17 protein-coding genes are annotated in these 20,152 nt (G+C 61.4%); 6 read left to right on the top strand and 11 right to left on the bottom strand.

Annotation, left to right across the window (positions count from 1 at the left end; all coding sequences use genetic code 11):
• Positions 1–18 precede the first annotated feature (18 nt).
• The 6 genes from ACTJK7_RS01330 (at position 19) to ACTJK7_RS01305 (ending at position 7,078) form a co-directional block, all read left to right on the top strand.
• Positions 19–1,035 carry an AraC family transcriptional regulator gene (locus ACTJK7_RS01330; protein ID WP_323151715.1) on the top strand — a complete coding sequence of 339 codons (1,017 nt, stop codon included), beginning with the start codon at positions 19–21 and terminating at the stop codon, positions 1,033–1,035.
• A 306-nt stretch (positions 1,036–1,341) separates the two neighbouring features.
• Positions 1,342–3,006, top strand: coding sequence for an AMP-binding protein (locus ACTJK7_RS01325; protein ID WP_323151987.1), 1,665 nt, complete (start codon positions 1,342–1,344; stop codon positions 3,004–3,006).
• Between the two features lie 15 nt (positions 3,007–3,021).
• Complete coding sequence (locus ACTJK7_RS01320) at positions 3,022–3,783, top strand: SDR family NAD(P)-dependent oxidoreductase (protein ID WP_108562077.1); 762 nt, start codon at positions 3,022–3,024, stop codon at positions 3,781–3,783.
• A gap of 12 nt (positions 3,784–3,795) precedes the next feature.
• On the top strand, positions 3,796–4,989 hold the full coding sequence (locus ACTJK7_RS01315) for an acetyl-CoA C-acyltransferase (RefSeq protein WP_440779592.1): 1,194 nt from the start codon (positions 3,796–3,798) through the stop codon (positions 4,987–4,989).
• A 173-nt stretch (positions 4,990–5,162) separates the two neighbouring features.
• Positions 5,163–6,290: an acyl-CoA dehydrogenase gene (locus tag ACTJK7_RS01310; RefSeq protein ID WP_011334278.1), complete on the top strand. Its 1,128-nt coding sequence runs from the start codon at positions 5,163–5,165 to the stop codon at positions 6,288–6,290.
• Positions 6,291–6,304: 14 nt separating this feature from the next.
• The gene (locus ACTJK7_RS01305) at positions 6,305–7,078 is read left to right on the top strand and encodes an enoyl-CoA hydratase (protein WP_064381493.1); all 774 of its coding nucleotides are present in this window, start codon (positions 6,305–6,307) and stop codon (positions 7,076–7,078) included.
• A 106-nt stretch (positions 7,079–7,184) separates the two neighbouring features.
• Here ACTJK7_RS01305 and ACTJK7_RS01300 read toward each other — a convergent pair whose 3' ends face one another.
• The 11 genes from ACTJK7_RS01300 to ACTJK7_RS01250 all read right to left on the bottom strand — a co-directional run bounded on the left by ACTJK7_RS01300 (position 7,185) and on the right by ACTJK7_RS01250 (position 20,121).
• Positions 7,185–8,336, bottom strand: a complete 1,152-nt coding sequence (locus ACTJK7_RS01300; protein ID WP_039768643.1) for an acyl-CoA dehydrogenase family protein — start codon at positions 8,334–8,336, stop codon at positions 7,185–7,187.
• A 3-nt stretch (positions 8,337–8,339) separates the two neighbouring features.
• Positions 8,340–9,446: an enoyl-CoA hydratase/isomerase family protein gene (locus ACTJK7_RS01295; protein WP_440779593.1), complete on the bottom strand. Its 1,107-nt coding sequence runs from the start codon at positions 9,444–9,446 to the stop codon at positions 8,340–8,342.
• 167 nt (positions 9,447–9,613) lie between these two features.
• Positions 9,614–10,468 (bottom strand): alpha/beta hydrolase, encoded by an 855-nt coding sequence (locus tag ACTJK7_RS01290; RefSeq protein ID WP_108562070.1) that lies wholly within the window; start codon positions 10,466–10,468, stop codon positions 9,614–9,616.
• The gene (locus tag ACTJK7_RS01285) at positions 10,461–10,865 is read right to left on the bottom strand and encodes a RidA family protein (protein WP_108562068.1); all 405 of its coding nucleotides are present in this window, start codon (positions 10,863–10,865) and stop codon (positions 10,461–10,463) included. The genes ACTJK7_RS01290 and ACTJK7_RS01285 overlap by 8 nt, the downstream gene beginning before the upstream one ends.
• Positions 10,866–10,868: 3 nt before the next feature.
• Entirely contained in the window at positions 10,869–13,685 is a 2,817-nt protein-coding gene (locus ACTJK7_RS01280; protein ID WP_108562066.1) for a cytochrome P450, read from the bottom strand.
• Between the two features lie 357 nt (positions 13,686–14,042).
• A complete protein-coding gene (locus ACTJK7_RS01275) occupies positions 14,043–14,738 on the bottom strand; it encodes an HPP family protein (protein ID WP_108562064.1) in 696 nt (231 codons plus the stop codon).
• A gap of 157 nt (positions 14,739–14,895) precedes the next feature.
• A complete protein-coding gene (locus ACTJK7_RS01270; RefSeq protein ID WP_440779594.1) occupies positions 14,896–16,074 on the bottom strand; it encodes an MFS transporter in 1,179 nt (392 codons plus the stop codon).
• Between the two features lie 16 nt (positions 16,075–16,090).
• Positions 16,091–17,443 carry an MmgE/PrpD family protein gene (locus ACTJK7_RS01265; RefSeq protein ID WP_440779595.1) on the bottom strand — a complete coding sequence of 451 codons (1,353 nt, stop codon included), beginning with the start codon at positions 17,441–17,443 and terminating at the stop codon, positions 16,091–16,093.
• The gene (locus ACTJK7_RS01260) at positions 17,440–18,330 is read right to left on the bottom strand and encodes a polysaccharide deacetylase family protein (protein ID WP_323152018.1); all 891 of its coding nucleotides are present in this window, start codon (positions 18,328–18,330) and stop codon (positions 17,440–17,442) included. Before ACTJK7_RS01260 ends, ACTJK7_RS01265 begins: the two co-directional genes overlap by 4 nt.
• The gene (locus tag ACTJK7_RS01255; RefSeq protein WP_011334267.1) at positions 18,323–19,168 is read right to left on the bottom strand and encodes a polysaccharide deacetylase family protein; all 846 of its coding nucleotides are present in this window, start codon (positions 19,166–19,168) and stop codon (positions 18,323–18,325) included. The genes ACTJK7_RS01260 and ACTJK7_RS01255 overlap by 8 nt, the downstream gene beginning before the upstream one ends.
• Positions 19,169–19,296: 128 nt before the next feature.
• On the bottom strand, positions 19,297–20,121 hold the full coding sequence (locus ACTJK7_RS01250) for an ABC transporter substrate-binding protein (protein ID WP_108562056.1): 825 nt from the start codon (positions 20,119–20,121) through the stop codon (positions 19,297–19,299).
• Between the last annotated feature and the right edge of the window lie 31 nt (positions 20,122–20,152).

The raw sequence follows: 20,152 nt of genomic DNA, 5'->3' as shown, positions 1-20,152 counted from the left end.
CAGGGCTCAGCGGGTTCCATGTCGGAAAAAGACACCATCGCCATTCAACTGGTGCGCGAAGCACTGCTGCAAAGTTGTGCCCCGGGCGTGGCCACGGACGAAGTCTTGAGCAAGGTCGGGATCGATCCGGCGCTGCTGGCCACCGATGACGCCCGTGTGCCGGCCAGCCAGTACGCGCGGTTATGGCGCCTTTTGGCCAGGCGCGGCGATGACGAATTCTTTGGCATGGACCCGCGCAAGCTGAAATCCGGCAGCCTGGAATTCCTCTGCCGCAGCGCCATGGCTCAGCCGAATCTGGCCGCAGGGTTGAGCACCGGGTTGAATTTCCTGTCCTTGATGCTCGAGCGCCTGCCGGCGCAACTGGTGCATCAGCAGAGTCTGGCGGAGATCGTTTTGCTGGAAGACGACCCGGAACCGCGCCGCGCTTTCACCTATTTCACCTACTGGATGATCGTCCACGGCGTGGCGTGCTGGCTGGCGGGGCGGCGAATTCCGATCCTGGCCATCGAGCTGCGCTGCCCGGCGCCGGATTTTTGCGATGACTATCGGGTGATGTTCTCGGAAAACCTGCGCTTCGACCGGCCGCGCACGCGGATGATCTTCGCCGCTGACGTGCTGGATCTGCCGATCAAGCGCAGCGCCGAGGAGTTGAAGCGCTTTCTGGCCCATGCCCCGGCCAACATTCTGGTGAAGTACCGCGACCCGGAAAGCCTTGCGAGCCGGATCAAGCAGGATCTGCGGCAATTATCCGCAGATAAGTGGCCGGAAACCGACGCGCTGGCCCAGCAGTTGTGCATGTCGGCCTCAACCCTGCGCCGGCGTCTGGCTGAAGAAGGGCAGACCTATCAGGGCCTGAAGGACAGCGTGCGCAAGGAGCTGGCGATCACCTGGCTGGCGGAACCTTCGATCAGTTTTGCCGAGATCGCCACGCGGCTGGGATTTGCCGATGCGAGCTCGTTCTACAAGGCGTTTCGCAAGTGGTCGGGGACCAATCCTGGGCATTACCGCAGCTTGATTCTCAACGAAGCGGTCTGATCCACCACAGACTCACCGCCCACCGCCCACCGCCAACTCTCGTTCCCACGCTCTGCGTGGGAATGCAGCCCGGGACGCTCCGCGTCCCTTCCAGAGCTGGAACGCGGAGCGTCCCTTGAGGCATTCCCACGCAGAGCGTGGGAACGATCATCGCGGCACGGCGTGGGAGCGATCAAAGTCCGGAACCTTGGCCAAACCAGTCATCCACTTTGAGGGCTTTGACCATTGCCGCAGCCAGCGTGCGGCGCGAGTATTCCTCTATTGTTTACGGTTCCCCAACCTAATAAGAACAGAGGGATTCTGGCAATGCGCGATTACTTGTCTGCCACCGCACAGTTTGATTATCAGCACACCGTGGACGCCGCACTCAGCGGCACGCTTGAAGCGCTCAACGCCTGCGTCGAATGTTGTGACCGTCACGCCTTGCCGGGGCGCATCGCGCTGTTCTGGGAAAGCCGCGACGGTGCCAGTGCGACGTACACCTTCAGCGACCTGCAGGACAAAGCCGCGCGTTTCGCCAATTTCCTTCTCGCCCAGGGCGTGCAGAAGGGCGACAAGGTCGCCGGTCTGCTGCCGCGCAACATCGAGCTGCTGATCACCGTGTTCGCCACCTGGCGCATCGGCGCGGTGTATCAACCGCTGTTCACCGCGTTCGGCCCCAAAGCCCTCGAGCATCGCCTGAACAGCTCCGGCGCCAAAGTCGTGGTCACTGATGCAGTCAATCGGCCAAAACTCAGCGAAGTCGCCGATTGCCCGACGCTGGTCACTGTCGGTGGTCCGAAAGGCCAGGGCATCGTCCGTGGCGATTTCAGTTTCTGGGCCGAGCTGCCCAATCATTCCAGTGTCTGCGAGCCGCTGATGCTGACCGGCGAAGACCCGTTCCTGCTGATGTTCACCTCGGGTACCACTGGCCCGTCGAAGGCGCTGTCGGTGCCGCTCAAGGCCATCGTCGCGTTCCAGAGCTACACCCGCGATGCCGTGGATCTGCGCCCGGAAGACGCGTTCTGGAACGTCGCCGATCCGGGCTGGGCCTACGGCATCTATTTCGGCGTCACCGGCCCGTTGTCGATGGGCCATCCGATCACGTTCTACGATGGCCCGTTCACCCTCGAAAGCACCTGCCGGGTGATCAACAAGTACGGCATCACCAACCTAACCGGTTCGCCCACTGCGTATCGCCTGCTGATTGCCGGCGGCGACGAGTTCGCCAAGTCGATCAAGGGCAAGCTGCGCATCGTCAGCAGCGCCGGCGAGCCGTTGAATCCGGAAGTGATCCGCTGGTTCGCCGATAACCTCGGCGTGGTCATTCACGACCACTACGGCCAGACCGAACTGGGCATGGTCCTGTGCAATCACCACGGCCTCGAGCACCCGATCCACCTCGGCGCTGCCGGTTTCGCCTCGCCGGGCCATCGCATCGTGGTGCTTGACGAGCAGAACAACGAACTCGGCGTCGGCCAGCCCGGCATCCTCGCCATCGACCGCACACAGTCGCCGATGTGCTGGTTCGCCGGCTATGAAGGCGTGCCGACCAAGGCCTTCATCGGCAATTACTACCTGAGCGGCGACACCGTCGAGTGGAACCCGGACGGCAGCATCAGCTTCGTCGGCCGCAGCGATGACGTGATCACCACTTCCGGCTATCGCGTCGGCCCGTTCGACGTGGAGAGCGCACTGATCGAACACCCGGCCGTTGTCGAAGCCGCCGTGGTCGGCAAACCCGATCCGGAGCGCACCGAACTGGTCAAGGCCTTCGTCGTGCTCAACCCGCAATACCGCGCCGAACCGGCGTTGGCCGAAGAACTGCGGCAACACGTGCGCAAACGTCTGGCCGCGCATTCGTATCCCCGTGAAATCGAATTTGTCAGCGAGTTGCCGAAAACCCCGAGCGGCAAATTGCAGCGCTTTATCTTGCGCAACCAGGAAATCGCCAAGGCTCAAGAGGCCGCGGCGCACAACGTTTCAGCTTGAATCAGGAAGTCAGTCATGCAGATCGAGAACAAGGTTTTTATCGTCACCGGCGGCGCGTCCGGCCTGGGTGCCGCCACCGCTGAATTGCTGGTGAACGCCGGCGCCAAAGTGATGCTGGTGGACATGAACGCCGAAGCCGTTGCCGCCCAGGCCCAACGCTTGGGCGCGCAAAGCGTGGTGGCCGACATCAGCAACGAAGCCGCCGCCGAAGCCGCCGTTCAGGCCACGGTAAAAGCCTTCGGCAGCCTGAATGGTCTGGTGAACTGCGCCGGCATCGTTCGCGGCGAGAAGATTCTTGGCAAGAACGGCCCGCACGCCTTGTCCAGCTTCGCCCAGGTGATCAACGTCAACCTGATCGGCAGTTTCAACATGCTGCGTCTGGCAGCCGCTGCGATTGCCGAAAGCGATGCCAACGCCGACGGCGAGCGCGGCGTGATCATCAACACTGCCTCCGTGGCTGCGTTCGACGGCCAGATCGGCCAGGCCGCGTATTCGGCATCCAAAGGCGCCATCGCCAGCCTGACTCTGCCTGCCGCTCGTGAACTGGCGCGCTTCGGCATCCGGGTGATGACCATCGCCCCGGGTATCTTCGAAACCCCGATGATGGCCGGCATGACCCCGGAAGTGCGCGACTCGCTGGCCGCCGGCGTACCGTTCCCGCCGCGTCTGGGCAAACCTGCCGAGTACGCCGCGCTGGTGCGGCATATCATTGAAAACAGCATGCTCAACGGCGAGGTGATCCGTCTCGACGGTGCCTTGCGCATGGCCGCCAAGTAAGGAGGATTTCCCATGACCATCTCCAACGATCCGATTGTCATCGTCAGCGCCGTCCGCACCCCGATGGGCGGTTTCCAGGGCGAACTGAAAAGCCTGACCGCGCCGCAACTGGGCGCCGCTGCAATCAAGGCGGCGGTTGAGCGTGCCGGTGTCGCCGCCGATGCGGTCGATGAAGTGTTGTTCGGCTGCGTATTGCCGGCCGGTCTCGGTCAGGCGCCTGCACGTCAGGCTGCACTGGGCGCCGGGCTGGACAAGTCCACCCGTTGCACCACGGTCAACAAGATGTGCGGCTCGGGCATGGAAACCACGATTTTGGCCCACGACATGCTGCTGGCCGGCAGCGCCGATGTGGTGATCGCCGGCGGCATGGAAAGCATGTCCAACGCGCCGTACCTGCTGGATCGCGCCCGTGCCGGTTACCGCATGGGCCACGGCCGGGTGCTGGATTCGATGTTCCTCGACGGCCTCGAAGACGCCTACGACGAGGGCCGCCTGATGGGCACCTTCGCCGAGGATTGCGCCGAAACCAACGGCTTCAGCCGCGAGGCTCAGGATGCTTTCGCCATCGCCTCGACCACCCGCGCCCAGCAGGCAATCAAGGACGGCAGCTTCAAGGCCGAGATCGTTCCGCTGACCGTGACCGTCGGCAAAGAGCAAGTGGTCATCAGCAACGACGAGCAGCCACCAAAAGCCAAGCTGGACAAGATCGCTTCGCTGAAACCGGCGTTCCGCGAGGGCGGTACGGTAACTGCGGCCAACTCCAGCTCGATCTCCGACGGCGCCGCTGCGCTGGTGCTGATGCGTCAGTCGCAAGCACAAAAGCAGGGTCTGAAGCCGCTGGCGGTGATTCACGGTCACGCGGCCTTCGCTGATACCCCGGGCCTGTTCCCGGTGGCGCCGATTGGCGCGATCAAGAAGCTGATGAAGAAAACCGGCTGGTCGCTGGATCAGGTCGATCTGTTCGAAGTCAACGAAGCCTTCGCCGTGGTCGGCATGGCGGCGATGACCCACCTGGAAATCCCCCACGACAAGCTCAACATCCATGGCGGCGCCTGCGCCCTGGGCCACCCGATTGGTGCGTCCGGCGCGCGGATTCTGGTGACCTTGCTCTCGGCCCTGCGCCAGAAAGGCCTGAAGCGCGGCGTTGCGGCGATCTGTATCGGCGGCGGGGAAGCCACGGCGATGGCCGTGGAATGCGTTTACTAACGTTGACAATGGACCCTGTGGGAGCGGCGGTGCGACGGCTCGACTTGCCCGCGATGGCGNTTGGGTCAGACAGCCAATATGTTCACTGACACGGCCCCATCGCTGGCAAGTCGAACCGTCGCACCGCAGCTCCCACAGGGTTTTGTGTTGTCACCGGATTTTAAGGATTTGCCATGATTCCCAATGACGACCAACAACAAATCCGCGACATGGCCCGGCAGTTTGCCGAGGAACGGCTGAAACCGTTCGCCGCCGAGTGGGATCGCGAGCACCGCTTTCCGAAAGAGGCCATCGGCGAAATGGCCGGGCTGGGCTTCTTCGGCATGCTGGTGCCGGAGCAGTGGGGCGGTTGCGACACCGGTTACCTGGCCTACGCCATGGCCCTGGAAGAAATCGCCGCCGGCGACGGCGCCTGCTCGACGATCATGAGCGTGCACAACTCGGTGGGTTGCGTGCCGATCCTCAAGTTCGGCAACGACGACCAGCGCGAACGCTTCCTCAAGCCGCTGGCCAGCGGCGAGATGCTCGGCGCGTTCGCGTTGACCGAACCCCAGGCCGGTTCCGACGCCAGCAGCCTGAAAACCCGCGCGCGGTTGGAAGGCGATCACTACGTGCTCAACGGCTGCAAACAGTTCATCACTTCCGGGCAGAACGCCGGGATCGTGATCGTGTTTGCCGTGACTGATCCGAGTGCCGGCAAGCGCGGGATCAGCGCGTTCATCGTGCCGACCGACTCGCCGGGCTACAAAGTCGCCCGCGTCGAAGACAAGCTCGGCCAGCACGCCTCGGACACCTGCCAGATTCTGTTCGAAGACGTGAAAGTGCCGGTAGCCAACCGGTTGGGCGAGGAGGGCGAGGGTTACAAGATCGCCCTGGCCAACCTCGAAGGCGGGCGCGTCGGCATCGCTTCGCAATCGGTGGGCATGGCCCGCGCCGCGTTCGAAGCGGCCCGCGATTACGCCCGTGAACGTGACACTTTCGGCAAGCCGATCATCGAGCATCAGGCCGTGGCGTTCCGCTTGGCGGACATGGCGACCCAGATCGCCGTGGCGCGGCAGATGGTGCATTACGCCGCCGCCCTGCGCGACAGCGGTCAGCCGGCACTGGTCGAGGCGTCGATGGCCAAACTGTTCGCCTCGGAAATGGCCGAGAAGGTCTGCTCCATGGCCTTGCAAACCCTCGGCGGTTACGGTTACCTCAACGACTTCCCGCTGGAGCGCATCTACCGCGACGTGCGGGTCTGCCAGATCTACGAAGGCACCAGCGACATTCAGCGCATGGTCATTTCGCGCAATCTTTGAGAAGGAATCTGCACATGAGTTACGAAACGATATTGCTGGAAACCCATGGCCGCGTCGGCCTGATCACCCTCAATCGCCCGCAGGCGCTGAATGCCCTCAACGCGCAACTGGTCAGCGAAGTGAATCGCGCGCTCGACGGGTTTGAAGCCGACGCGAACATCGGCTGCATCGTCATCACCGGCTCGACCAAAGCCTTTGCCGCCGGCGCCGACATCAAGGAAATGGCCGATCTGACCTACCCGCAGATCTACATGGACGACCTGTTCAGCGACAGCGATCGCGTGGCCAACCGGCGCAAGCCGATCATCGCCGCGGTCAACGGTTTTGCCCTCGGCGGCGGTTGTGAACTGGCGCTGATGTGCGACTTCATCCTGGCCGGCGACAACGCCAAATTCGGCCAGCCGGAAATCAACCTCGGCGTACTGCCGGGCATGGGCGGCACCCAGCGCCTGACCCGCGCGGTGGGCAAGGCCAAGGCCATGGAAATGTGCCTGAGCGGCCGCATGATCGACGCGGTGGAAGCCGAACGCTGCGGCATCGTCGCGCGGATCGTGCCGAGTGCCGAGTTGCTGGACGAAGCGCTGAAAGTCGCCGCAGTGATCGCCAGCAAATCGCTGCCGATTACGATGATGGTCAAGGAAAGCGTGAATCGTGCGTTCGAAGTGAACCTGACTGAAGGCGTGCGATTCGAGCGTCGGGTGTTCCATGCGGCGTTTGCGACGCAGGATCAGAAGGAAGGGATGGCGGCGTTTGTGGCCAAGCGGCCTGCCGAGTTCCAGGGCAAGTAACGCGGCGTATTCACTGACGCCATCGCTGGCAAGCCAGCTCCCACATTGGATCTGAGGTTTACACCAATCCCTGTGGGAGCTGGCTTGCCAGCGATGCTTTTGCCTTTTAGAGCTGATAGTTCTTCAACTCCCGAGCAATCACCATCCGCTGTATCTCGCTCGACCCCTCGTAAATCTGGGTAATCCGCGCATCCCGGTAGTACTTCTCAACCGGGTAATCCTCCAGATACCCATACCCGCCATGAATCTGAATCGCTGACGAGCACACCTTCTCGGCCATTTCCGATGCAAACAGCTTGGCCTGCGAAGCCTCCGACAGACACGGCTTACCCGCCGTCCTCAGCCGCGCCGCGTGCAGGATCATCAAGCGCGCTGCGTTGATCTGCATCTGCATGTCCGCCAGCAGGTTGGCGATGCTCTGGTGCTCGACAATCGCCTTGCCGAACTGCACCCGATCACGGGCGTAACCCAGTGCAGCTTCAAACGCCGCACGGGCGATGCCCAATGCTTGCGCGGCGATACCGATACGTCCGCCTTCCAGGTTGGAAAGGGCAATCGCCAGACCTTTACCGCGTTCACCCAGCAGATTGGCTTCGGGAATGCTGCAGTTGTTCAGGGTCACCGCGCAGGTGTCGGAGGCGCGGATGCCCATCTTGTGTTCGGTGCGATCAACGATGAAACCCGGCGTGTCGGTCGGCACCAGAAACGCCGAGATCCCGCGCTTGCCCAGATCCGGATCGGTCACCGCAAACACGATCGCCAGTTTCGCCCGCTTGCCATTGCTGACAAATTGCTTGGCGCCGTTGATTACCCATTGGCCGTCGCGCAGTTCGGCACGGGTGCGCAGGTTGTGTGCTTCGGAGCCGGCCTGGGGTTCGGTCAGGCAGAAGCAGCCGATCACCGCGCCGCTGGCCAGATCCGCCAGCCAGGTCTGTTTCTGTTCTTCGCTGCCGTAATTGAGCACCGGCCCGCAGCCCACCGAGTTGTGAATGCTCATGAATGCGCCGGTGGCGCCGTCGCCGGCGGAAATCTCTTCCACCGCCAACGCATAGGCCACGTAGTCGACGTAAGTGCCGCCCCATTCCTCAGGCACCACCATGCCCAGCAGGCCGAGTTCGCCCATCTTCGCCACCAGACCGTCATCGATCCAGCCGGCCTTTTCCCAGGCTTGCGCGTGGGGGGCGATTTCGCCACGGGCAAAGTCCCGGGCCATGTCGCGGATCATTACCTGGTCTTCAGTCAATTCGAGATCGTGCATGGCTCAGCTCCCGCTCTCTTCGAAACCGTGGAAGAAACTCGCGACCTGTTCGGCGTGCAGTGCAGCCAGGGTCGGCGGGTTCCAGCGTGGTGATTTGTCTTTGTCGATCAGTAAGGCGCGCACGCCTTCGATCAGGTCGCCGCGTTCGAACCACTGGCGATCCAGATGCAGTTCGAGGGCGAAGCAGTGTTCCAGACTCAGGTGGCGGCCGCGACGCAGCATTTCCAGGGTCACGCCCATGGCCAGCGGCGAGCGGGCTTCCAGCAGGTCGGCGGTGGTGGTCGCCCATTCATGGCTGTCGGCGACGGTCACGGCGCGCAGTTGCTCGACAATGCTCGGCACGTCCGGCAACGCGAAGAAGTGGTCGATGGCCGGGCGCAAGGCTTCCAGCGGCGCATCCGGCAGGGTTTGCACGGCGTGGCGGGCCAGCAGGTTTTGCAGGTCTTTAAGCGGCGTGTCGTGCCACTCCAGGTGATCGAGTTGTTCGTCGAGGATGCCGAGTTTGCTGCTGTCCAGATACCAGTCGGCCAGCCCGCAATACAGCGCATCCGCCGCACGGATCTGCACGCCGCTGACGCCCAGATAAATCCCCAGCTCGCCGGCAATCCGTGGCAGGAAATAACTGCCACCGACATCCGGGAAATACCCGATCGCCACTTCCGGCATCGCCAGACGGCTCTTCTCGGTGACCACCCGCAGATCGGCGCCTTGCACCAGACCCATGCCGCCGCCGAGGACGAAACCGTCCATCAGCGCCAGCACCGGTTTGCGGTAATGGTGGATCGTCAGGTCGAGGGCGTATTCCTCGACGAAGAAATCTTCGTGCAGCGTGTCGCCGCTTTTGTGGCTGTCGTACAGGGATCGAATGTCGCCACCGGCACAGAAGGCTTTCTCGCCGGCACCGCGCAGCACGACCGCGTGGATATCGGCATCGGCGGCCCAGGCGTCCAGGTGTTGCTGGAGCTGGCGCACCATCTCGAGGGTCAGGGCATTGAGGCCGGCGGGGCGGTTGAGGGTCAGATGACCGATGTGATTGCGAACCTCGGCCAGCACTTCGTGCGGCGTGGCATCCATGGACGAAGTCCGCGGGGATGAAGCCTGAGCAGTCATCACTAACTCCCTGCTTTTATTGTCTTTATTCGAGAAGCTCGCGCGCGAGCGTTACCGGATCGTAACAGTGCAAATTTGCCATGTACAACGGGGATATGTGCATGGGGTGTCTGCATTTTTGCCTTGTCTGGAAAGCGGCTTGCAGACGCTGACTCGAGTCCCTTTCATTACTCTGCGCGAAGCTGTGCCTGAAGGGTTCGGGCGCAAAGCAGCAGTGCTCGTCGGGCCTCATCATGGGCGGCCGGGTAGTTCATGAAACCGTGGCGCATCCCTGAAAACTCTTTGTGTTCGACAGTGACACCCGCGGCCCGCAGTTGCGCAGCGTAAGCACGGCCTTCATCGCGCAGGACATCAAGTCCGCAGGTGATGATCATTGTCCGGGGCAATCCATGCAGCGAGTCACTGAGCAGGGGCGACAGCCGTGTATCCACGCGCGATGTTCCGGGTGGCAGGTATTGGCCGAGGTACCATTCGAGCAGGTCGACAGTCAGTCCATATCCTTGCCCGAATCTCGTGTGGGAGCGGCGGCGAGTGTGACAGTCGAGCAAAGGGTAAAGCAGCAGTTGAAAGCAGATACATGGCTTGTCACATTTAGCGTCGCGCTGGCTGATGACGGCGGCCATCCCGCCTCCTGAACCACCCCCTGCGACTGCAATGCTTGAAGTATCCAGCTTGCAATCGGCGCCTTGACGTGTCACCCACTTGAAAGCTGTCCAGCAGTCTTCCAGAGCTGTCGGAAACAAGTGTTCCGGAGGGCGGGCGTAATCAACGGCGACGACGGCGCAACCAGCCCACTCACACATCAACCGACAGAACCCGTCATGCGTGTCCAGGTCTCCCGTGACCCAACCACCGCCATGGAAGAAAACCAGCACGGGAAACGGCCCCTTGCCTGGTGGCGCGTAGAGACGCAGCGGCAGTGACCGGCCATGGCTTTCGATCGCCAGATCATGAACGCAGGTGACTTGCGCCTGACGCAACGCCGATCTGGCGTCCTCTGCAGTCAACGAGGTTTCATTCACGGCCGCAGCCCTTGCCCGAACGGGCCTCTGCCTCGATCTCGATAACGTATTCAGGGCTGACCAGTCGAGAGACTTCCAGCAACATTGTCGTCGGTGGATGCCCTTCGAAAAACGCTTTGTGCGCCCGCGCGATTTCTGGCAAGAGATCCATGTTGGTGGTGTACATGCGCGTGGCAATGATGCGGGTACGATCCTCACCCAGTTGCTTTAGCGCCTGTTCGATGATTTTCAGACATCGCCGTGTCTGGGCATAGGCATCGCCGGGTTTGAAGGGCTTGCCGTTCTTGCGAAATGCCACCGTACCTCCGACCAGAATAGTGTTACCAGCCTTCACGGCTCTGCAGTAACCGGCAAGGCGTTCCCAAGGTGCTCCGGAATAAACACGTTTGAATTTCATGGTTCAGACTCCTGTTCCCAGATCGACCGGAAGCGTCTTCAACCCCCGGAACTGCAGGTTGCTGTTGCGCCACGTGGCAGGCCGCCGCGCGATGAGGTGCAAGTGGGGGAAGCGTTTCAACAGCGAGCTGAATACAATCTCGGCCTCAAGTCTGAACAGCGCCGTGCCCATGCAGAAATGTTCACCTCTTCCAAACGTCAGGTGCTCGTTCTTCGCACGACGAATGTCGAATTTGTCGGGATCGGGGAATTTTTCCGGATCACGATTGGCGGAGGCCCGGATCAGGTAAACCAGCTGTCCTTTTTTCATCGTGACGTCATCGATGGTGACGTCTTCCATCAGCAACCGATGGCTCAGGGAGCCGGCAGGATCGAAGCGCAGCATTTCTTCAATGAAGGAGCCGATCAATGTCGGGTCTGCCAACAGGGCTTCGAGTTGTTGGGGATGCTTCAGTAAATGCAACAGGCCGAGGCATAGCTGGTCTGCGCTGGTGGTATAACCCGCCACCAGAATGAACACGATCTGTGCCAGCACTTCATCAAGACTGGCGGCGCTGTTCTGGCCACTCTCCAGTACCCGGCTCACGAGATCATCCCTGGGTTGCCTGCGCCGTAGTTCAATGAGCTCAGCGAAAAAGGCGTACATTTCCTTGATGCCTTCCAGAGCCTGGACCGGCCCCTGATCCGTGTCCTGGCTGCCACCGAGAAACATGACGATGTCTCGTGTCCAGCGTCGCAATTTCAGTGCCTCGCCATCCTCCATACCGTATAGCCGGGCCAGAATCAGGGCTGGAATTCGGTCGAAAAGCCCGGCCTTCAAATCGATTTGCCCGTGCAGGCCGGACAGTTCTCGATCAGTGATGTCTTGAATGATTTTTCTCAAGGATTCGATGGAGCGCGGTGTAAAGGCATTGCCCAGCAAGTGACGGCTGGCCTTGTGAGTGTCGCCATCCTGGGAATACATCCACCTGGACGCCAACTTGATGAATTCGATCAGCTGCGTGCGCTTGCTTTCAGGCACCCGGGTGTCGATCAGTTGTTGCATGCGGTTTGAAGAAAATCGTCGGGAATCGGCCTGTGCGGCGATGACATCGCAATAACGGGTCAAAAACCAGGCCTGTAAGTGTTCGCACCAGTACACCGGCTGATGTTTTCGCAGCCACGTATACGCCCGGTAAGGGTTACGAATCGTGTTGCGGTTCGAGAAGTCCGGCTTGTTGTCGTACAGCGGTTTTGTGAAGTGCTTTACGTAGTTCTTTTTGTCGATGGGGGCCCTGACCAGCTCTGACGGCGGTTTGAGCAGCTTGTTTAACAAGATCAGTTGAGCTTCGGTGGCGTTCTGCTCCAGCTTGGTGCTGGCAACAAGCTCCCATTCGTAAAGTTTCGGCGAAAAGACGTGGACGATGTCTTCGAATATCTCGGATGACACGAGCGGATGGTGTTTACCCTCATTGATGATCAGATCCAGCGCTCGAGCATAGGTGAGCGCAACCGCCTGTCGATGGGAAAAATCGCCGGCACGGCGACACTGATCGACAATCAGCGATTCAATTCGCTGGGCGATGTTCTCGTTGGCAAATCGTGGCCGGTTGATGGCGTCCCGTGCAACCTGACAGCACAGGATGTTGTTATCGCCCGCGAAGGTGGTGCTGATGCCGTGATCCATGACCAAAGTGACAATTCGGTTGTGATGGTGGAAGCCTTGCGAACCACAAAGCTCCCTGCATGCACTCATGACTTCGAGCCCCAGCCAGGTGCCGACACTTTTGACGACAGCGGCGAGAATATGCAGCTCCTTTCGCCGTGCTGGCTGATGCCAGCACGCTTCGAACCGCGACAGAACCGCCTGCTCCAGCAACTTCAGGGCCAATACCTTAAGTTGTTCGGCATACAGCCGTTGTCGGAAAAGTGCCTTGGTCAGGAGAGACTGGCTTCCCTCGTTCCCCTTGACCAGGCGATGGCAAGCGAAACGGTACGCCAGATAAACACACATGCTGGCGGCACCACGGGCGCCAGCGATGAGGAACAGGCGCTCCTGGATGAATGTCTGCATAGCGCTTTTCAGGCGATCCTTTGGCGGGATCTCACTGCTGAAAACGCCTTGCGCAGAAAACCTGGCATAGCGTTGCATCAGTGCGTCGAGTGGCAGCTTCATGTTGCAAAAACGGATGCCGGCAACTTGATTGGCGTGAATCCCTCCCTTGGGATCGCAGGTGGTGATCCTGACACCTGGCAGGAGCGGGCCATTCTCTTCCTCGCGAATTCGTACCCGAAACCAGTGCAAGCCCTCATCCACACCCTTGACGATCAGACGTCCCAGCACCATGACCACCACCGCCGCGTGCAATGCGTTGCCTATCCAGAACTTGCAGGACTGCGGCGTGGGTGAGTTCAAAATCAGGCAATGTTTGTGTGAGTCGTAGTTGATCGTGGTTTGCAGGTTAGCCACATCGGAGCCGCTGGCGATCTCCGTGCAACCAAAGGCGTAAACCGCTTTCAGTTGGCAGATTTCCTGGTGGTACTGCGCAATCTGGTGCTGACTGCCGTGTGCAAAAAATGCGTCGCCGGCAATGAAGTGGTCGACGATGCAGGCAAGCAGGGAGTAATCCACGGCACCGATCAATGCTGCACGTTCAAGCATCAACCGGAATTCAGACTGACGGGGTTGGCTCAGCCACATGGCATTGGTCATGAGCCCGTTGCCGATGATTGCGCGCATCCGATCGATATTCAGATCCATGTATTCGCGCAGAGACACGCGATGGCGCTTTTCGGGGTCGAACAGGGGCTTTTGCAGCAACTTCAGCAATGGGTCGCTCATGAAACGGTCCTCTCGCAGATTTCGAAACCATGGATTCGAAAACCACCAGATTCACGGAGCTGGCGAAAAACACACGTGCCCGCATGCTACAGGCGGGGCATTTGGGCGGACTGCTGGTTACGCAGAAATGCGGTGTTTGAGGAAAGTAACGTTTCAGTCAAAGCGCAAAGCCAGCTCGCTTCTCAACAACGTTGAGCGTTTTTCCATAGCCAGACTACCGATGTCATCGCTACTGGACATTACAGCGGGCCAGACTTCCAAGTGAAAGGCAGACAAATCTGTGCGGTACAAAGCTGAAAGGTAGTCGTTGGTCATGTCTTGGCAAGGGCGTTCGACAACCTTCGGTCGGATCACGTATTACCTGCGACCACCCAGCACTTCACCAATGCTCCGCCGCTTGGCGTGCAGTTCACTGGCATGAATCAACTGCTCCAGATCTTCCGGCGTGACATCGATGAAGGCCTCCATGTCCGCCAGTGCCAGTTTCAGATCCTCGGCCGTGATGGCCTGAATGTCGACCGGTGCCACGGCTGGCGCCGGTTCGGCGGGGCGTTTCGGGTAGCGGATGCGGGTGAGGTTGTTGTAGGCCAGTGCGGCCAGCAGCAGGCACGCGGCGCTGAGCATCACCGGTTCCAGGGCTTTCCAGTCCATGGCGATGGTCATCGGGTCGGCCAGTACCATGGTCAACGCGACGGCGCCGGCCGGTGGGTGCAGGCAGCGCAGCCAGCACATCAGGATCAGCGCCATGCCGGCGGCGAGGCACGCGCTGGCGAGGGTTCGGCCGAGGACGTGGGCCACCAGCAACGCGACCACGCCTGCACACAGGTAGCCGCCGATGATCGACCACGGCTGGGCGAGGGCGCCGGAGGACACCGCGAACAGCAACACCGCCGAGGCGCCCAGCGGGCCGATCAAGTGGTAAGCCACTTCAATGCCGAACACCTGACTGCACGCCCACACGCTGAACAACGTGCCCAGGGCCATGCCGATCGCGGCGCGGCTCCATTCGGTGGGGCGGGTGTTGATGGCGGCGGGCAACCAGCGAGCGAGCATGCAGAATCGATCCTTTGCGAAATTCAGGGCAAAAAAAAGGACTTGTCCGTAAGCGCGGAAAGTCCTTCGAAGTGTTCCAACTATTGGGGGAGGAACGCGCACAGTGTGCCAAGCAATCACGATGCTGACAAATTCATATAAATGCAGTTTCAGTGCATTATTTGTGAAGTAAAGCCACGCGCCGCCCGCTCATGAAACACAGGAAGCCGCCCATCGCCGTCAGTGCGCTGAGGGCATAGAACATGGTCGGCGCCGGCGTGTGCATCAGCAGGAAACCGCAAATCACCGGGCTCAACGCGCCACCCAGCGCCGCCAGGTTCTGCGCGCCGTAATAGCTGCCGCGCAGTTCTTCCGGGGCCAAAGTGTCGACGAACAGAAATTCCGACGGGTAAATGATCATCTCGCCGAGGGTGAAGATGAACATCGCGATGCACCAGCTCACCAGGCTGTCGGCGAGGCTGAAACCGATCAATCCAACGATGAACAGGCTGGTACCGGCGGCGATCCAGTAGCGCAGTTTCTCCCGGTTGAGGAAGCGGCCGATCTGGTACTGCAACAGGATTACCGCGATGGCGTTGCAGGCGAGCAGGGCGGCCATGGTTTGCAACGCTCGTTGTGAGTCTTCGACCACCAGCAGGTATTGCGACAGGTACAACGTGAAACGCCCGTGAACCACGGTGCTGAGCAGACAGCCGCAGGTGAACATGATCAGCGTGCGGTCGTTTTTCAGGGTGATCAGGGTTTTCAGGAAGCTTTGCGGCTGGCCGATGGCGGCGACCGGGCTGGCATCCTTGGGAATCCCGATCATCAGGAAGATGCTGCCGAAAGCGATGCCGGCGGCTATCAGGAACGGCGCAATCGGGTAGACCCCGGCGATCACCACGCCGAGCATCGGGCCGGTGGCGTAGCCGATGTTGGTCAGGGTATAGCGCAGGGAAAACGCCTTGGCCCGTTGGCCCATGGGCAGGTTTTCACTGAGGATCGCCTTGGAGCCGATCAGGAACAACGCCGAGGCGGTTTCAGTGATGACCAGGGTGGCGGTCGTCAGGTACAGGTCTTTGGCGAAGGTCAGCAGTACGAAGCCGATGGCGCTGGAGAGCATTGCCAGAATCAGCAACCGGCGCTTTTCCAGCCGGTCGATGATGTAGCCGCCGTACAGCGCAAGCAGGGTGGCGATGAACACCGCGGTGCCCAGCAACAACCCGACGTCCTGTTGGTTGAGGCCGAGCTTGTTACTCAGGAACAAAGTGAGCAACGGACTGGTGATGGCGCGGCTGACGACGATGGTCAGCGAGACGATCATCAGGCGGCGGATAACGAGCGAGTAGGTGGCCACGGAAAATCAAATGTCCTTATTCGGTTAACAGGTGCTCGAGATCGCGCACGGAATCCAGCGTTTGCAGTTGCCGCAGCTGCGCCAGTAACGGCTCGGCCTTGACCGGAGAAATGACCCGCAACGCCAGACTGAAAAACTTCTCCTCCAGCGCCGCCTCGCTCAGCGGATTGCCCGGCGCGCCCAGCGGCACCTCGACACACAGACTCGCCTGACGCCCGTCGCGGGTTCGCACGACGACCACCGGCTCGCCATCCTCCGACAGTCGCTCATCCACTTCAAGGCGAATGCGCGTCAGCCAGTGGGCTATGCGCGGATCGTTGCGCGGCTGTTCGTCGTAAGCCTCGAGTCGGCAATGACCGTGCACCAGTCGCGCGGCGAGGGCGTAGGGCAGGCTCATCTGCGCAGCGGCCAGACTGCGGGTGTCGCGACCGCCGCACATGTCGAGCAGAAACCCGCACAGGTGTACCTGGATGTCTTCCACCTGATCGGCGCCGACCTGCAATTGCTCCAGCACCAAGCCGAGCGCGTCGATGGCCGAATGGGTGCCACGACACGCGGCATAGGGTTTGATCGAACAGCGCGCGAGTTTCCAGACCCGTCCCAAATCAGCATCCAGCGCGGCCGGTTGCGCACTGCCCGGCGCGAGGGTTTTGAGGAAACCACCCCAGACATCCTCGAACAACACCGACGGCCCGCTGACGCCTTCGCGGGCAAAACGCGCGGCGAGCAAACCACCCTCGGCTGCACGGCCGCTGTGCAGTTTCTTGCTTTGCGAACCGTCATGGATGAACGCCCACAATCCGCCGCTGAAACTGCCGGCGATGCCCAGCGCCGACACGGTTTGCCCGACATCCAGTGTAAATATCCGCGCACAGGCCGCCGCCGCGCCGAACACTCCGCAAGTGGCGGTGGAATGCCAGCCGGCGCCGTTGTGCGCCGAATAACTGCCGCAGGCTTCCAGCACCCGCCGGCCGATTTCGTAGCCGATCACCACGGCGGTGATGAACTCGCGACCGTCCACCGGCCGATCCAACAGCGACAGCGCCGCCATCACCGCCGGCAGCACTACCGCGCCGGAGTGATCGCACCCGCCGGTGTCGTCCAGCTCCAGCGCGTGGGCGGCGATGCCGTTGAGCAACGCCGCATGCCCCGCGCCGACCCGCAGTGACGAACCCCAGACCAGCGCGGTGCCCGGCTCGGCGCCGAACACCTGCCGCGCCTGAAGCGCCACCGCGCTGTCGGCCCCGGCCAGCGCTGCGCCGAAGGTGTCGAGAATGTGTCGCTTGGCCTGTTCCACCAACGCTGGCGGCAGATCTTCAAACCGCGTTTCGACGCAAAACTGCGCCAGCCGCTGCATGCGTTCGGTCATACGAGATAGTCCCGATAATGGCGCTCATACACCGACGCCGGATGATCCTGCGCAACCGGCGCCGCCGTCTGCGCCCACCATTGCGCGACTTCGGCGCCAGTAGCGATCCACACGTCGTCGTGTTGCTGAATGCCCTGTAGCAATTCGCGCAACACGCCGATTCGCCCGGGCGTAGCGATGATTTCCGGGTGCAGGCGCAGCACGTAGCACAGGCCGAAGCGGTGGAACCCGGCGAAGTCCATTTGCAGGTTGCCCAGGGTGTGGCTGTAAGAGGCGATCCGCGATTGCGCCGGCGGCACGGCCGGGCTCAGGTTGAAGGCGAAGTAAGGCTCGTCTTCCAGTTCGTAATGCAGCGGCAGCTCGACCACTTCCGGCGCCGTCGGATGCAAGAACGGCAGGTCATCGCCACGCCATGAGGAAGACCAGTGAATGCCGTGATCTTTCAAGGCTTCGATGAAGCCCGGCGCGCCGTTACCCGCAGGAATCCGGAAACCGGTCGGACGCACGCCGGTCAATGTTTCCAGCGCTGCACAACCCTTGGCGACTTCCGCGCTCTGCGCCGGCAGATCCAGCGTGTCGTAATCCTGATGGCGGTAGCCGGCGCAGGCGATCTCATGCCCGTCAGCCTGGATGGTTGCGATGTGTTGCGGGTTATCCTCGGCAACGATGCCGGGCACGAACCAGCTGCTGCGAACCCCGAGTTCCCTGAACAGGCCGAGCAATCGCTCGACGCCGCGTTGGGTGCCGTAGCGCCACACCGACAGTGTCTTGTCGCGCCCGGCGACTTCTGGGGCCTGAGTGAGAATGCCGTAGATGTCGTTGTAATCGACGGTCAGCACCACCGCGCAGCGTTTGCCGGCGGGCCAGAGTTTGCTGGAGTCAGCCATGGTGATGCTCCTTCAGCCACCAGCGGGCAACGTCGCGGCACGTGGCGAACCACACGTCATCGCGCTGGCGCATGTGTTCGAAGAGTTTCTCCAGCAACAGGATGCGCCCCGGTTTGCCGGTGATTTTCGGGTGGAACAGGGTGGTCAGGCACAGGCCTTCGTCCATCGCCCCGTCGTACTCGCGCTGCCAGTTGTCGAGGGTCAGCTCGTAGCTGGCGGTGCGGTCGAGGCCGGACGGGAAGTTCGGTGCGCGGGTGTAGGCGAGGGAGGCGTAGTCATCCATTTCCCAGCGGCCGGGGATTTCCACCAGCGGGGTGTCGTGGCCGGGGACGTTGACCAGGTATGGGCGATCATCGCCGCGCATGCTGCTGGAATAGATGACGCCGTTGTCGGCCAGCATCGCCGGGGTTTCGGCGCGCCAGTCGCCGGAAGGGGTGCGAAAGCCCTCGGCGCGGATGTGCAGGTATTGCCAGAACACGTCGCGGGATTTGTTCATCACGGCCTGCTGCTGGTCCAGCGTCAGGGCGTAGAAGGATTCGTGTTTGTAGCCGTGGTAGGCGACTTCATGACCGCGCTCGACGATGGCCTGGCACTGTTTCGGCCAGTTTTCCACGACCCAGGCGGGAACGAAGAAGGTGGTCGGGATCTTGAAGGCGTCGAGCAGGTCGAGCAGGCGGGGCAGGGCGCGGTAGGGGCCGTAGCCGCCGAAGCCGAAGTATTCGGGTTTGTGCCAGATCGAGTTGTTGAGCATGGCGTCACCGGTCGGGCCGTCGAGGTCGAAGGCCAGGGCGAGGCAGGCTTTGTGCTGGTCGGGCCAGGTGGGTTGCAAGGAGGACATCGATAACTCTCCAACTGTTCACGACCCCTGTGGGAGCTGGCTTGCCAGCGATGAGGCCGGTACATTCAACATGGATGTCGACTGATCGAGCGCCATCGCGGGCAAGCCCGCTCCCACAGAGGAACCAGTTACTTGCCCGCGTTAATGGTCACATCCTTGATCGCACCCAGCTCCAGATCCCACTTCTTCAGGATCGCGCCATAGCTGCCGTCATCCACCATGCTCTGCAACGCCACTTTCACCGCTTCACTCAGCTCCGGCTTCTTCTTGCTCACACCCAACCCGGTGAACTGCACGGAGATCGGCTGGCCGACCGTCTTGTACATGTCCTTTTCCTGGGTCTTGAGGTACGACAGGGTTTCGCTGCCCTGCATCGCCGCATCGATGCGGCTCTGGCGCAGTTGCGCACGGGCGTCGGCCGAGCCTTCGGTGCCGATCACGTTGATCGCCGGTTTGCCGGCGGCTTCACAGTTGGCCTTGCTCCACGCAGCGATTTCCGCCGGGAAGGTGGTGCGGCGGCTGGTGCCGACTTTCTTGCCGCACAGGTCGATGATTTCGTTGGTCGCCGCGTTCTTCTGCAGGGTGTAGAACTGCGGGCCGCTGGTGAAATAGTCGACGAAGGTCACGCTGGCCTGACGCTCGGCGGTGTCGGTCATGCCCGACAGGACCATGTCCACGCGCTCGGTGGTCAGGGCGTTGATCATTTGCTCGAAGCCGGTTTCCTGCCACTTGATCTTCACCCCGAGGCGTTCGGCCAGGGCGTTGCCCAGGTCGTAGTCAAGGCCGGTGAGCTTGTTGGTGGCCGGATCCTTGAAGTCCATCGGCGGATAGTTGGGCATGATCGCGACGACGATCTCGCCTTTTTCCTTGATGCTGGCCGGCAACTCGGCGGCCACGGCGAAACCGCAAGACATGAGGGAGGTGAGTACTGCTGGAATGACGAAGTTCTTCATGGACGTTCTCTTATGAGTGTTGTGAAGGCCA

The sequence above is a fragment of the Pseudomonas sp. 22085 genome (assembly GCF_052045815.1).
GTDB classification, from domain to species: Bacteria; Pseudomonadota; Gammaproteobacteria; order Pseudomonadales; family Pseudomonadaceae; genus Aquipseudomonas; species Aquipseudomonas glycinae.
The sequence above is the reverse complement of the archived record's forward strand: the minus strand, read 5'-3'. Positions and strand labels throughout refer to the sequence as shown.

Excerpts from the sequence above, each read along its gene's own strand:
- ACTJK7_RS01330 (WP_323151715.1), top strand. The coding sequence starts at position 19 with ATGTCGGAAAAAGACACCATCGCCATTCAACTGGTGCGCGAAGCACTG.
- ACTJK7_RS01325 (WP_323151987.1), top strand. The coding sequence starts at position 1,342 with ATGCGCGATTACTTGTCTGCCACCGCACAGTTTGATTATCAGCACACC.
- ACTJK7_RS01320 (WP_108562077.1), top strand. The coding sequence starts at position 3,022 with ATGCAGATCGAGAACAAGGTTTTTATCGTCACCGGCGGCGCGTCCGGC.
- ACTJK7_RS01315 (WP_440779592.1), top strand. The coding sequence starts at position 3,796 with ATGACCATCTCCAACGATCCGATTGTCATCGTCAGCGCCGTCCGCACC.
- ACTJK7_RS01310 (WP_011334278.1), top strand. The coding sequence starts at position 5,163 with ATGATTCCCAATGACGACCAACAACAAATCCGCGACATGGCCCGGCAG.
- ACTJK7_RS01305 (WP_064381493.1), top strand. The coding sequence starts at position 6,305 with ATGAGTTACGAAACGATATTGCTGGAAACCCATGGCCGCGTCGGCCTG.
- ACTJK7_RS01300 (WP_039768643.1), bottom strand. The coding sequence starts at position 8,336 with ATGCACGATCTCGAATTGACTGAAGACCAGGTAATGATCCGCGACATG.
- ACTJK7_RS01295 (WP_440779593.1), bottom strand. The coding sequence starts at position 9,446 with ATGACTGCTCAGGCTTCATCCCCGCGGACTTCGTCCATGGATGCCACG.
- ACTJK7_RS01285 (WP_108562068.1), bottom strand. The coding sequence starts at position 10,865 with ATGAAATTCAAACGTGTTTATTCCGGAGCACCTTGGGAACGCCTTGCC.
- ACTJK7_RS01280 (WP_108562066.1), bottom strand. The coding sequence starts at position 13,685 with ATGAGCGACCCATTGCTGAAGTTGCTGCAAAAGCCCCTGTTCGACCCC.
- ACTJK7_RS01275 (WP_108562064.1), bottom strand. The coding sequence starts at position 14,738 with ATGCTCGCTCGCTGGTTGCCCGCCGCCATCAACACCCGCCCCACCGAA.
- ACTJK7_RS01265 (WP_440779595.1), bottom strand. The coding sequence starts at position 17,443 with ATGACCGAACGCATGCAGCGGCTGGCGCAGTTTTGCGTCGAAACGCGG.
- ACTJK7_RS01260 (WP_323152018.1), bottom strand. The coding sequence starts at position 18,330 with ATGGCTGACTCCAGCAAACTCTGGCCCGCCGGCAAACGCTGCGCGGTG.
- ACTJK7_RS01255 (WP_011334267.1), bottom strand. The coding sequence starts at position 19,168 with ATGTCCTCCTTGCAACCCACCTGGCCCGACCAGCACAAAGCCTGCCTC.
- ACTJK7_RS01250 (WP_108562056.1), bottom strand. The coding sequence starts at position 20,121 with ATGAAGAACTTCGTCATTCCAGCAGTACTCACCTCCCTCATGTCTTGC.